This window comes from Modicisalibacter ilicicola DSM 19980, from assembly GCF_900128925.1.
Lineage (GTDB): Bacteria > Pseudomonadota > Gammaproteobacteria > Pseudomonadales > Halomonadaceae > Modicisalibacter > Modicisalibacter ilicicola.
The window spans coordinates 1-12,299 of the sequence record NZ_FQUJ01000018.1 but is presented as its reverse complement, the minus strand read 5'-3'; the positions used below and the strand labels follow the sequence as shown (position 1 = coordinate 12,299).

12 protein-coding genes and 1 pseudogene are annotated in these 12,299 nt (G+C 63.4%); 2 read left to right on the top strand and 11 right to left on the bottom strand.

Annotated features, from left to right (window positions below):
• Nucleotides 1-528 precede the first annotated feature (528 nt).
• A pseudogene (locus BUA41_RS19780) lies at nt 529-734 on the bottom strand (IS256 family transposase); the annotation flags it as partial.
• Between the two features lie 140 nt (nt 735-874).
• On the opposite strand from BUA41_RS19780, the gene BUA41_RS16255 reads away from it, so the two are divergent.
• Nucleotides 875-1,840 (top strand): DMT family transporter, encoded by a 966-nt coding sequence (locus BUA41_RS16255; protein WP_072824779.1) that lies wholly within the window; start codon nt 875-877, stop codon nt 1,838-1,840.
• Between the two features lie 147 nt (nt 1,841-1,987).
• Nucleotides 1,988-2,461, top strand: a complete 474-nt coding sequence (locus tag BUA41_RS16250) for a transposase (protein ID WP_072824777.1) — start codon at nt 1,988-1,990, stop codon at nt 2,459-2,461.
• Nucleotides 2,462-2,549: 88 nt separating this feature from the next.
• Here the strand turns inward: BUA41_RS16250 and BUA41_RS16245 are convergent, their stop codons facing one another.
• The 10 genes from BUA41_RS16245 to BUA41_RS16200 all read right to left on the bottom strand — a co-directional run.
• Complete coding sequence (locus tag BUA41_RS16245) at nt 2,550-3,827, bottom strand: MFS transporter (protein ID WP_175546997.1); 1,278 nt, start codon at nt 3,825-3,827, stop codon at nt 2,550-2,552.
• 96 nt (nt 3,828-3,923) lie between these two features.
• Nucleotides 3,924-4,514 carry an SDR family oxidoreductase gene (locus tag BUA41_RS16240; RefSeq protein ID WP_084671735.1) on the bottom strand — a complete coding sequence of 197 codons (591 nt, stop codon included), beginning with the start codon at nt 4,512-4,514 and terminating at the stop codon, nt 3,924-3,926.
• A gap of 200 nt (nt 4,515-4,714) precedes the next feature.
• Entirely contained in the window at nt 4,715-4,915 is a 201-nt protein-coding gene (locus BUA41_RS16235) for a YHS domain-containing protein (RefSeq protein ID WP_072824773.1), read from the bottom strand.
• Nucleotides 4,912-5,223, bottom strand: coding sequence for an SDR family NAD(P)-dependent oxidoreductase (locus BUA41_RS19535; protein ID WP_072824771.1), 312 nt, complete (start codon nt 5,221-5,223; stop codon nt 4,912-4,914). Before BUA41_RS19535 ends, BUA41_RS16235 begins: the two co-directional genes overlap by 4 nt.
• A 281-nt stretch (nt 5,224-5,504) precedes the next feature.
• Entirely contained in the window at nt 5,505-6,536 is a 1,032-nt protein-coding gene (locus tag BUA41_RS16225; protein WP_072824769.1) for a zinc-dependent alcohol dehydrogenase family protein, read from the bottom strand.
• A gap of 68 nt (nt 6,537-6,604) precedes the next feature.
• Nucleotides 6,605-7,792 (bottom strand): thiolase family protein, encoded by a 1,188-nt coding sequence (locus BUA41_RS16220; RefSeq protein ID WP_072824767.1) that lies wholly within the window; start codon nt 7,790-7,792, stop codon nt 6,605-6,607.
• Nucleotides 7,793-7,891: 99 nt separating this feature from the next.
• On the bottom strand, nt 7,892-9,673 hold the full coding sequence (locus tag BUA41_RS16215; RefSeq protein WP_072824764.1) for a PHA/PHB synthase family protein: 1,782 nt from the start codon (nt 9,671-9,673) through the stop codon (nt 7,892-7,894).
• Nucleotides 9,673-10,701, bottom strand: coding sequence for a bifunctional enoyl-CoA hydratase/phosphate acetyltransferase (locus tag BUA41_RS16210; RefSeq protein WP_072824762.1), 1,029 nt, complete (start codon nt 10,699-10,701; stop codon nt 9,673-9,675). The genes BUA41_RS16215 and BUA41_RS16210 overlap by 1 nt, the downstream gene beginning before the upstream one ends.
• Nucleotides 10,698-11,900 carry an acetate/propionate family kinase gene (locus tag BUA41_RS16205; protein ID WP_072824760.1) on the bottom strand — a complete coding sequence of 401 codons (1,203 nt, stop codon included), beginning with the start codon at nt 11,898-11,900 and terminating at the stop codon, nt 10,698-10,700. Before BUA41_RS16205 ends, BUA41_RS16210 begins: the two co-directional genes overlap by 4 nt.
• A 51-nt stretch (nt 11,901-11,951) precedes the next feature.
• A partial coding sequence (locus BUA41_RS16200; protein WP_340641253.1) for a cation transporter occupies nt 11,952-12,299 on the bottom strand: 348 nt, incomplete at its 5' end.

Below are 12,299 nucleotides of genomic sequence, written 5' to 3'. Positions count from 1 at the left end.
GCGATTCGAATAGCAAGGGGAATATTGTTACTTTTTTCGGTATTTCTGCTTAGCGGTTGCGGCGAAGCAAAGGTGGTGCATCACTCCTTCGATATGTTGATGCGTACTATCAACGAGGGTGGCGCGCCGGTGGGCGGGCAAATGCCGGCCTTCTAGGACAAGTTTTCGGAAGACGACAAAGAGGCGGCCATCGCCTATTTCCAAAGCCAATGGAACGATAAAATCTACGACGCTTGGCTCAGCAGGGGTGGCCGTTGATAAAGCATTTTTGTCGATACTGAACGGTCAGTCCAATCGATGCGCCAGCCACGATAGCGTTATCGTGCATCCGGCTCCTGCTGGATCCCGGCTCGCACTCCTTGACTGTAATCACACTGACAATCCAGGTAGCCGTGCACGGGACAGGTTCGACAGGTTTCCTCCAGGCGCCGCCGTAGCGCCTGGCGAGCGCGATGCAGGCGCACCCGCAGATGACTTATGGTGATATCGAGCGTGGCGGCAAGGCTTTCGAGAGACTCACCCACCAGGTCCGCACGCCAGAGGAGATTGGCGTACTCCGTCCGGGGTCGTATCGGCATATTGGGCCAGGAAGGTGGCCAGCTCGGCCTCCACGGCCTCCACGGCCTCCACGGCCTTGGTAATCAGGTCGCGGGCGCTTGGCGCAGCAGTTCATGCAGAGGATCAGTGACCTGGGGGCCTGGTTGTGAAAGTGCTCGGAGGGTAGAGTAGGTCATGGTGTATCCACTCATGTTGGTTGATATCTTGGACGTGATCAATCAACAGGATACACCGTCCTTCCTACCTGAAGTGGACTTACGGATTGTTGTGGAAAATCTTGAAAGGAAACTCAAAATAGCCTGGGATGAAAAGTTTAATGGAAGCTAATTTCAAGCAACAGCTGACGGCATATGCCCAGCTTTTCGTCGGCATGGCGCTGTTCGGTACCGGCACCCCGGCCGCCAAAATCGTATCAGAGGCCTTTCCCATGTTTCTCGGGCCATTTCTCCGCCTTGGGGTGGCCGCCCTTGCCTTGACGCCCTTCTTGATCATCTACCGTAAGCGCCTGCCGCAGATATCCAGACAGAACTGGATCAAGATCATCGTGATTGGTGGCGTGGGCATCGTCGCATTCACGCTCTTTCTACTCAACGGTATGCAGCGCGTGAACGGCGTGGTCGGTTCGATCGTGATGAGCTTGAGTCCCGCCGCGATGGCCACCGCTGCAGTGCTTTTTATGGGTGACAGCATGGGGTGGCGAAAGATCCTGGCCGTTATGCTGGCCGTGGCTGGCGTGCTTGTAATCAACGTTTCGGGCCAGTCGATTCAGTCCACGGGCTGGGATCTGATCCTTGGCAGCGTGCTGGTCTTCTGCGCGGTGGCCAGCCAGACGCTCTACTCAATTCTGGGCAAGCAGATGATCAGGGAGTTGAGCCCCCTGGTTGCCTTGCCGCTCATCGTCTGGGTCGCGACGTTGCTTTTTGCCGGGCCCGGTATCTACCAAGCCACGAGCTTCGACTTCTCCACACCTTCGCTGAATGCGTGGCTGGCACTGGTTGTGTGGGGTATGGGTCCGCTCGCAGTCGGCACTTTGATCTGGTTCCGTGGCCTGAGCCAAGTGCCTGCAAGTACGGCTTCGGGTTACATGAGCGCTATGCCCGCAGCGGCGCTTGTTCTGTCCTACCTTTGGCTCGGAGATGAGTTCCATCCAATTCATCTGATAGGTTTCGCACTGGTCTTCTCGAGCATCGGGCTTGTGACCTGGGCCCACCGCGTCAAGGAGGCGAGCCAAGAGGACAAGCAGTGCGCAGCGGACAGTCGCAGTGGTGCCATGCCGTGCTGAAACACTATCGCCCGTGAGCCAAAACCAGTCGGTGCAACGTATTTAGCGGGGCTGTTGCAAAGACTGTCTTGATTACTCATGTTGATCCGCCATCACGCCAGCCGGCGGCTATACTGGAATCAGATAGTAGGTCAAGGAGTTAACGTCATGGCTCGCAATCCTATCCAGTTCCAGTCAGGCCTGTCACTGCCGGCATTTCTCGAGCAGTACGGCACCGAAGCGCAGTGTCAGGCGGCCCTCTTCCAGCACCGCTGGCCCAAGGGGTTCGTCTGTCCCGACTGTGGTAATACCACCGGCTGCCGGCTCTCCCGGGGCCTCTACCAGTGCCATCACTGCCATCATCAGACCTCGCTCACCGCCGGTACCATCTTCCACGCCACGCACTTACCGCTGACCACCTGGTTCCTGGCCATGTACCTGCTGACCCAACGCAAGAACGCCATCACCGGCACTTATCACGCGATCCGTGGCCACCATGCCCCGCGCTACCTGGCCGAGTTCGAGTACCGCTTCAATCGGCGCTATGACCTCAAGGCCATGGTGCCGCGCTTGCTGACGGTGGCGGCCAGAACACCGCCGATGCCGTATCGGCTCCTGAAACTAGCTGAGTCATATGCGTAATCAGGTGATATTTTGGTCGACAACCTCGTAACGGACTTCCTTGAAACGGCTGCAGCAGCCGTGGTTGGCATGGAAAAATCCATCAGCTTTATGAGGACGGTGCGATTAGCCGATGCCGGGCGCAGAAGGCGGTCGCCGCGGTAATAAAAAGCAGGATCGCGAGCCCCCAGTACGTACCTAGCGCGCTGCCGACGAATAGCAATCCCGCACCCGTGGAACCCGCGGCTTGCCCAAGACTGGCCAGGGCGGTCTGCTTGCCTAGCGCGGCACCCTGCGCCGATCCGCTGGCCAGCGAGACTTGATAGGCCAGCAACGGAATCAACACCCCCGACCCGGCGCCGAGAAGTCCCACGGCAACGAATGCCCCCCAGAAGTTCGTGGCGTAGGGGAGGCCTAGGACGCCCACCGCCATCAGTAGAAAGGCCCCGCCAATCAGGTGACCGCTAGACAGGCGTTTGGGCGGATGCGTCGACCACAGAATCTGCACCACCAGCATTACCAGACTGCACACGGTGAACAGCAAGCCGATCCTGAAGGGATCGAGTCCGATCGACTGTCGTGCCTGCAGGCTGAGGCCCACCTCGAAGGCCCCCAGGCCAAGCATCGCCAGCAACGTCAGCGTCAGGAGTCCCCCCGTTGGCCAGGTCGACGCCACCTCAGGGGCATGCCTGCCGGCAGGGTAGAGGCGAGCCGGTCGTCCGGGAACGTGACGGTAGACCACCAGCCACACCGCACCGGCAAGGCCCGCCGTGACCACGAAGGGCCAGGCCACCGGCCCGCCGAGCACCATCTCGGCCTGAGGCATCACCATCGGAATGCTGGCAAGCCAACCGCTGAGCATGGGGCCGGACAAGAAACCCAGGGTAGCGGCGGCACTGAGCCAGGCAAAACGGCGTGCGCGGAGCACCGCGCCGCCATATTCGGCCGCCTGGGCCTGCGCCACCGGGATCACCGCGGCCGCGAAGGCGCCGGCCAGCGCCCGCGCGCCATAGGCAAGCGGCAGATTACGGGTCAAGCTGAATCCTAGCATCGCCAGCGCGAATCCCGCCAGACCCCACAGCAGGACCGCCCGCCGGCCCAGCCGATCGGAGGCGCCGCCCCACAACGGAGCGAAGCCGAACAAGGCCAGCGTATACACCCCGGTCAGCAACCCGGTGTGCAGCGCGACCTCGTCGGCTCCGGTCATCGACAACACCCGATCGAGGAACAGCGGCAAGATCGGCAACACCGTGCCATAGCCGAGGAAGACGACGAAGGTGGCGGCGAGCAATGTGGTGAAACCACCGTTGGAGTTCGTCCTCCCACGAATCGAACGATCGGATTTATCGTCGCGCGGGCCTGATAGAAGGCTAGGGTCGAGACTCATACCGCTATCACCGCTACCGGAGGTTTCCATTTCACGCCTGCTAACCCAGGCACGTGGATGAAGCGGCTGAGAAGTGCTGATGACCTCATGAAAACCTCAGTGAAAGACCATCCCGGCGACATGGAAGCCGGCGTCGACATAGAGTACCTCGCCGGTGATCGCGGTGGTGTAGTCGCTGGCCAGCACCAGCGCGGCATTGACGGGGCCCATGACGTTGTAATGATCGACGATCTTCTCGGCGCCGACGTAACTCAGCGTCATGAGGCTGCCGCCGCGGTCCATCAATGGCTCGGCCAGCTGGGCCATGCGGATCAGCGAGTGGCAGGAAATCACCATCGATTCGGCAAAGCCCTCTGCCGAGCAGTCTGTGAGTCGCCCGTGCAGTTCCTCCTTGCGGGCCCAGGCGACGGCGTGCAGGAGAAAGTCCAGCCGCCCCCAGCGCTGACGGATCGCCTCGAACACCGCCTCCAGCTGTCCCGGCACCGTCACGCCGCAGGGCAGCAAGAGCCCCGCATTCACCTCCCGGGCCAGAGGCTCGACATGGGGCCTAGCCTTGTCGTTGAGATAGGTGAGCGCCAGCTCCGCACCGGCATTACGGAAGTGGCGAGCGGCCGACCAGGCCAGGCTGTGTTCGTTGGCAATGCCCACGACCAGGCCCTTGCGTCCTTCCAGGTCAATGGTTTCCATGTTCGTTTTCTATCCCCCTAGAATTCCAGCGGCCGAGGATCCTAACGCGACGCGACAGCCCTCGAGGTGATATGGCGCCTGCACAGGCAACGCAGGCAAGTGCAGACATTGTCGCAGCAGTCGGGATCGTGCTGGGCGTGGCGTCGCGTGGGGTCGGCGCAGACCTGCGGGGCCTGGATCATGGCTGAAGGCCTCTACGTTCACCCATGTCTCGACCCATGCTGTCGGTGCGTATGAACATATCGCTCGGGATCCGCCTGAAACTGGTCGCGGCAAGCCGTCGCGCAGAAATAATAGCGCTTGCCCTGGTATTCGCTCCCCGTGGCGGCGGTCTCGAAGCTGATCGTCATACCACACACCGGGTCCACGAAAGACTTTTGCTCCACGCGTTCGCGTTTCATTGCTGTTCACTCCTTTTCATTATTCGGAACGGCGCATGCTGGCTGCGCCCCTGTCTACAAACGCACCCCGTCATCCAACGCCAGGATGCGGCCATTGAAATAGTCGTTTTCGAAGATGAACTGCACCGCGTGTGCGACTTCCTCGGGGTCCCCCAACCGTCCCGCAGGAATTTGGGCCCACAGCTTGTCGAGGACTTGTCGGGCATTGCCTCCATCATGGCCGTGCGGCAGAACCCGGGAGCGATGGCCGCGACGCGGATGTTGTGGCGGGCGAGCTCCTTGGCCCAGTTGACGGTCATTGCATCCACCCACGACTTGGCCGCCGAGTAGTTGGTTTGGCCGATATTGCCCGCACGGCTGATACTCGATAGTAAGGATCAGCCCAAGGGATTGGCGGGTGGTGTCATCCGCTCGGGCCTCAATCATGCGCGCCGTATTGTGCGAGGTGTACCGCCATGGCGCGGCCAAGCCCTTGGGTGGCCCCGGTGATCGCGATCGTCTTGTTTTTCAATTCCATGCTTGCGCTCCTTATTCACAGGATCGATATCAGTGGCCTCGAAGTGGCCGTCATTGCCGATGAGGGTGAACATCACTCGGCGGTCAACAGCATCTTGATGGCCTGCTCCTTTGCCGCCTCGCTGAAGATATCGTAGGCCTTCTCGATGTCATCGAGCTTGAAGCGGTGGGTCACCAGTCCTGCGGGCTCGACGCCGCCGCTCTCGACGACGCGCATCAGCACCGGGATGGTGTCGGTGTTCACCAGGCCGGTACGCAGGGTGATGTTCTTGATCCACAGATCCTGAAGCTGGAGGTCGACGCTCTTGCCATGCACACCGATGTTGGCGATATGGCCGCCCGGTCGAACGATGCGCTGGCAGACATCGAAGGTCTCGGGAATGCCCACCGCCTCCATGGCCACATCCACGCCTTCACCGCCGGTCAGCTTGTCGATGGCCTCGAGCGGGTCCCGGGCGATGGTGTCGGTGGCGCCGAGCTGCTTGGCCATGGCCAGGCGGTTCTCGTCCGGGTCGATCATGATGATTCGCGCGGGCGAGTAGAAGCGTGAGGTCATCAGCGCCGCCAGGCCGATGGGGCCGGCGCCGACGATGGCCACGGTGTCGCCGAGCTTGACCTCCCCGTTCAGGGCGCCGATCTCGTGGCCGGTGGGCAGGATATCGCTGAGCATCACCGCCGCGGCGTGATCGATCCCCTTGGGTAGCGGGTAGAGGCTGTTGTCCGCATGAGGGATGCGCACGTACTCGGCCTGGGTGCCGTCGATCAGGTGGCCGAGGATCCAGCCGCCATCTCGACAGTGGGAATAGACGCCGCGCTTGCAGTAGTCGCAGCGGCCGCAGGAAGTGATGCAGGAGATCAGCACTTCGTCGCCGACCTGGATGTTGCTCACGCCATCACCGACTTCCTCGACCACTCCCACGCCTTCGTGGCCCAGAATGCGGCCATCCTTCACGGCGGGTACGTCGCCCTTGAGGATGTGCAGGTCGGTGCCGCAGATGGTGGTATGGGTGATGCGCACCACCGCGTCCGTGGGCTTGTCGATGCCCGGGCGCGGCTTCTCCTCCCAGCGGCGCTTGCCAGGGCCATGAAATACCAATGCTTTCATGATGCTTTCTCCTTGAGTGGTGCGGCTCGGCACCTTATAGCGAGCCGCGCATAAGCGTTAATTTGCGGTTAGGCTAGACGCTCCAGCGCCAGCGCCACCCCCTGACCACCACCGATGCACAAGGTGACCACGCCACGGCGCACGTCATCTCGGGCCATGGCGTGCAGCAGCCGGGTGGTCAGCACCGCGCCGGTGGCGCCGATGGGATGGCCATGGGCGATCGCGCCGCCTTCCACGTTGACGATGTCCTCGGCCAGCCCGAGCTCCCGAACCAGGGCAAGGGCGATGGCCGCGAAGGCCTCGTTGATCTCGATGCGCTCGACATCACCCATGCGCCAGCCGGCGCGTGCCAGTGCCTGTTGCACCGCCGGCACCGGGCCGAGGCCGAAGTAGTCGGGCTCGACGGCACCGACGCCGTAGCTTACCAGCCGCGCCATGGGCGCGAGACCCTGGCGTTCCGCCCAGGCGCGATCGGCGACGATCATCGTCGCCGCGCCCGTGTTCAGCCCCGGGGCGTTGCCGGCGGTGATGGTGCCCTCCTTACGGAAGGCCGGGCGCAGCTTACCGAGGCCCTCGGCGGTGGCGTCGGGACGGTTGTGCTCGTCGCGCTCGAAGGCCACCGTACCCTTGCGGGAGTTGACCTCGACCGGCACGATCTCGGTGTTGAAACGCCCGGCTGCCTGCGCTTCGCTGAATCGCTGCTGACTGCGCGCCGCCCAGCGGTCCTGATCCTCGCGGCTGATGCCGAAGCGGCTGACCAGATCCTCGGTGTGCCACCCCGAGTGCTGATCGGAAAAGGCATCATTGAGCCCGTCGCGCAACATGCTGTCGTAGATTTCGGCGTTGCCCATGCGATGGCCCCAGCGCCCGGCGAGATCCAGATAGGGCGCGAGATCCATGTTCTCCATCCCGCCGGCGATGGCACAGTCGAGATGCCCGAGCATCACCTCTTGGGCGGCACTGGCCACGGCCTGGGCGCCGGAGCCGCAGACCCGGTTGACCGTCATCGCCGGCACCGACACCGGCAAGCCGGCGTGGATCGCGGCCTGGCGCGCCGGGTTCATCTTGGCGCCGGCCTGGACCACCTGACCCAGGATCACGCTCTGCACATCCTCGGGTGTCAGGCCTGCACGGCGCAGGCTTTCGGCGATGGCGGTGGCGCCGAGCTCGGGTGCCGGCGTACCCTTGAGTGTGCCGCCGTAGGTACCGATGGCCGTGCGTACCGGGGCGCAGAGAACGACGTTGGATTCTTTCATGGATGCTCACCTCGCTGACTATGGCATTGGCCGTACCCTTCGGGACGGCTGCTCGGGGCCATCGATGGCAGCGGCCCCTTTCCAGCCCGTGGAACGGGCTCACTGCTCTAGCACATAACGCCCTGGCGCCTCGTCCAAGACCGGGTAGTCGGCCGTCACGCCGGGCTCCCGGGCTGAGACGCGTTCGCCGCTGTGCGTCTCCAGCCAGCCCTGCCAGCAGGGCCACCAAGAGCCGTTGTGGTGTACTGCCTCAGCCTGCCAACTATCCGGGTCGACGAATGGATCCCCCTGGTAGATGGTCGAGATCTGGTGAAAGCGATGAGGGTGGCCGGGAGGGCTGACGATGCCGGCGTTGTGCCCACCGCTGGAGAGCACGAAGGTTACCTCCGCCCGGGCCAGCCACTGAATCTTGTAGACCGAGCGCCAGGGGGCGACGTGATCCTTCCAAGTGCTGACGGCGAACACGGGGATGCGGATATCGGTCAGGGAGACGGGGCGGCCATCCACGGCATAACGCCCACCGGCGAGATCGTTGTCGAGGAACAGCCTGCGCAGGTACTCGCTGTGCATGCGCGCCGGCATTCGAGTGCCGTCGGCGTTCCAGGCCATCAGGTCGAATATCGGGGAACGCTCACCGGCCAAGTAGCTGCGCACCATCGCCGACCAGATCAGGTCCTTGGAACGCAGCAGCTGGAAGGCCCCGGCCATCTGCCGGGTATCCAGATACCCCTTCACGGCCATGATATCCTCGAGAAAGCGCACCTGGTCCTCGTCGATAAACAGCATCAGCTCACCGGCCTCGCTGAAGTCGGTCTGTGCGGCTAACAGCGTGAGGCTGGCGAGGCGCTCGTCATCGTCCCGGCCCATGGCGGCGGCGGCGATGGAGAGCAGGGTCCCTCCCAGGCAGTAGCCCACCCCATGGATGCGCTGTTCCGGGCAGATGGCCGTAACTGCGTCCAGCGCCGCCATGACCCCCAGACGCCGGTAGTCCGCCATGCCCAGATTCCGCTCGTCGCTACCCGGGTTCTTCCAGGAGACGACGAACACCGTGTGGCCCTGTGCCACCAGATAGCGCACCAAGGAGTTCTCGGGAGAGAGGTCGAGGATGTAGTACTTCATGATCCAGGCCGGCACGATCAGCACCGGCTCGGCATGGATCACCTGCGTGACAGGAGCGTACTGAATCAACTCGATGAGCCGGTTGCGGTAGACCACCTGGCCCGGCGTCACCGCCACCTCCTGGCCGACCCGATAGTTATCCACCCCCGCCGGACCTTGCCCCGCCAGCTGGCGTTGCCAGTCCTCCCGGAGGTTGGCGGCGCCTCGGACCAGGTTGGCGCCGCCCTCGCGCAGCGTCTGCTCGATCAGTTCCGGGTTGGTGGCAAGGAAGTTCGACGGGGAGAAGACGTCGAGACATTGCCGGACGCCGAAGGCCACCATAGCTTCGTGATGGCGCGAGACGCCCGGCACGCCGGTGGTCGCCGCGTGCCACCACTGCTGCTGCAGCAGAAAGCCCTGGTAGAGGGCATTGAAGGGCCAGCGCTGCCAGGCGTCGCCACGAAAGCGTTTGTCCTGAGGCAGCGGCTCGATGCAACGCTCGCACCCGGGGTCGTGGCAAGCTCGCTCGGAGTAGGCCCGAAAGCGCTCCCACTGGCGGGTCGCCTTTTTGGCAAGCCTGGCCTGCGTGTCCAGCGAGGTGGCGAGATGCTGTGCCCAGTCCCACCAGGCCTGCTGGACGGCACTCGGCGACAGACCGCCGGAGAGCATGCTGAACATCGCGTTCAGCTGCTGATCGACGGTCGCTTTTGATGTGGTCATTGTCGAGGCTTCGGTGGTATTCGCCTTGGTGGTGGCATCGTTCCTCTTGACGGTGGCGTCCATCAGCACACCTCCTTGGGGCAGCAGGCCGACTCGGGCTGCGGCGCGCAGGGGAACGCGGATTCCGTCTCCGATACGGTTGGAGCCGAAACCGACAGGCGAAGGCCCGCCCGGTACATCAGCGCCGCGACTCCCAGCCCCGCCAGGCGTGCCGCCGGCGGATCGGCCCGAGAGCTCAACACCACCGGCACCGTCAGCCCCATGACCACCCCCGCCGCGGTGGCGCCGGCGTGGTACTCCAAGTTCTTCGCGAGGACGTTGCCGGAGACCAGATCCGGCATCAGCAGGATGTCCGCCTGGCCCGCCACCGGCGACTCGATGCCTTTCTCCCGAGCCGCACGCTCGGAGATGGCATTATCGAAGGCCAGCGGCCCATCGACCTCGGCGCCGGCGATCTGCCCACGACGGGCCATCAGCGTCAGGCAGGCGGCGTCCAGGGTGGAGGGAAGTGCCGGGTTGACAGTCTCTATCGCCGAGATCACCGCCGCCCGAGGCGTCTCGACGCCGACCATGTGCATCAGCGCGATGGCGTTCTGTAGAATCTGTGCCTTGGCGTTGAGGTCCGGCGCGATGTTCACCGCCGCGTCGCTGATGGCGAGCAGGCGTGGGCAATTGGGCAGGTCCAGCAGGAAGACGTGGCTGACGCGGCTGCCAGGCTGGCGCAGGCCGCGTTCACCATCGAGCAGGGCGCGCATGAACGTATCGGTGTGGATGTGCCCCTTCATCAACACGTCGGCGTGGCCGTCACGCACGAGCTCCACGCCCCGGCGGGCAGCATCCATCTCCGAGTTCGCCTCGATCACCGATTCCAGGTCGAGGTCCCAGCCGAGTGCTGAGGCGGCCTCGGCGATTTCGGCCGAACGTCCGATCAGCAGGGGCTCGGAGATCCCGAGCCGCGTCGCCTCTTGCAGCGTCTCTAGCACCGCCGACTGGGCCGCGTTGACCACGGCGACCCGTATCGGGTCCCCGCCCCGGGCCTGTTGAACCAGGTCATCGAGCGTGGCAAGTCGTTGAACTGCTCTGTGAGTCATGTGTCCTCCCGTCTGTCGCCATACAAGCGTTGCACGTGCGTGGCGATCATCAGTTCTTCATCGGTGGTCACGGCTTCCACCTGGACCGGACCATCGGCGGTGGAGATCAGCGGCTCCGGCTCGCGGTTGCGCTGCGGGTCCAGCGTGACGCCCAGGTACGCCAGGCCATCGCAGATCTGCGCACGGACGGACGGCGCGTTCGCGCCGATGCCACCGGTGAAGACCAGCCGGTCCAGTCCACCGAGCGCGGCGCTCAGGGCACCGATGAAGTGGCGGGCACGATGGCAGAAGAAGTCGATCGCCTGGGCGGCCTCCGGGATATCATTACGGCGCGCTATAAGTTCGCGCATATCGGCGCTGACGCCGGAGAGGCCCAGCAAACCGGAGCGCCGGTAGAGCAGCGTTTGTAACGCCTGGGGATCGAGCCCCTGCTGCCCGCCTAGATACAGTAGGATGCCGGGATCCAGATCGCCGCTGCGGGTCCCCATGGGCATGCCACCCAGGGCGCTGAACCCCATCGTCGTCTCGACGCTGTGCCCACCGCGAATGGCTGCCAGGGAAGCACCGTTGCCCAGGTGCGCGACGATCAGACGTTCGTAAAGTGCCGCAGGGCCGTGGCGACGCACCAGGTCCTCGACGATGAATTCGTAGGAGAGCCCGTGAAAGCCATAGCGACGCACGCCCTGGGCCTCGTACTCGCGCGGCAGCCCGGTGTGTCGGGCGACCTCGGGTAGGCCATGATGGAACACCGTATCGAAGCAGGCGAGTTGGGGCACATCGGGGAAATGCACACGCATGGCGGTGATGCCGGCCAGGTTGTGCGGCAGATGCAGCGGGGCTAGCGGGATCAGCGTTTCTAGCCGGCGTAGCAGCGCGTCGTCGATACGCTGCGAACAATCGCAGTCCGGCCCACCATGGACCACTCGGTGCCCGATACCGACCAGAGCCAGCCCTTCGCCTTGCTGGCGCAGGATCTCGTCGAGGCGCGCGATGGCCGCCGCATGACCCTCGAGTCGCACGTCGCTGTTCACGAGTACTTGCCCCCGTGTATCCATCACGCGAAGCCGGCCCTGCTCGGTACCGATGCCACTGGCCGCTCCCCACCACTGACGGTTGAGGCCATTAGCCAGACCAAACACGGCAAACTTCAGACTGGACGAGCCACAGTTGACCACCAGAATGGCTGGCGTCGTCGACATTGACTGACCTCCTGATAAACGATTGCTCGGTGTCTTAACCGACGACAAGGATCAATGACAGCTCCAGGGATCCTTGGCGGCATTGTCCTTGATGTTTTGGTCGACGAACCGGTAGTGATCTTCCTTGAAGCGGTTCCACCAGCCGTGGCTGATGTCGATCGAATGTCTTGTCAGAACCTCTTCGACGCATTCGATACAAATACGCGATGCATCGTAAGCCAGACGAAGCATTCGCTTATTTTCATCGAAAGCCACGCTGTCGAGTCCATAAAGCTGATCGATTTCCTGGAGCGCTATCTCGAGCTCTCGTTGGCTGCAGGGCTCGAGCTTCAGTTTCCGAGTAACTAGGTTGGCTTCGCTGACGCCAAGGCGATGTTCCTGATGCATGGTAGGCCTCCC

Bases quoted from the DNA above. Each gene is read 5' to 3' on its own strand.
- BUA41_RS16210 (WP_072824762.1), bottom strand. From the start codon at position 10,701: ATGACTCACAGAGCAGTTCAACGACTTGCCACGCTCGATGACCTGGTT.
- BUA41_RS16240 (WP_084671735.1), bottom strand. From the start codon at position 4,514: ATGGAAACCATTGACCTGGAAGGACGCAAGGGCCTGGTCGTGGGCATT.
- BUA41_RS16235 (WP_072824773.1), bottom strand. From the start codon at position 4,915: ATGAAACGCGAACGCGTGGAGCAAAAGTCTTTCGTGGACCCGGTGTGT.
- BUA41_RS16225 (WP_072824769.1), bottom strand. From the start codon at position 6,536: ATGAAAGCATTGGTATTTCATGGCCCTGGCAAGCGCCGCTGGGAGGAG.
- BUA41_RS16205 (WP_072824760.1), bottom strand. From the start codon at position 11,900: ATGTCGACGACGCCAGCCATTCTGGTGGTCAACTGTGGCTCGTCCAGT.
- BUA41_RS16250 (WP_072824777.1), top strand. From the start codon at position 1,988: ATGGCTCGCAATCCTATCCAGTTCCAGTCAGGCCTGTCACTGCCGGCA.
- BUA41_RS16215 (WP_072824764.1), bottom strand. From the start codon at position 9,673: ATGGACGCCACCGTCAAGAGGAACGATGCCACCACCAAGGCGAATACC.
- BUA41_RS16245 (WP_175546997.1), bottom strand. From the start codon at position 3,827: ATGAGTCTCGACCCTAGCCTTCTATCAGGCCCGCGCGACGATAAATCC.
- BUA41_RS16255 (WP_072824779.1), top strand. From the start codon at position 875: ATGGAAGCTAATTTCAAGCAACAGCTGACGGCATATGCCCAGCTTTTC.
- BUA41_RS16220 (WP_072824767.1), bottom strand. From the start codon at position 7,792: ATGAAAGAATCCAACGTCGTTCTCTGCGCCCCGGTACGCACGGCCATC.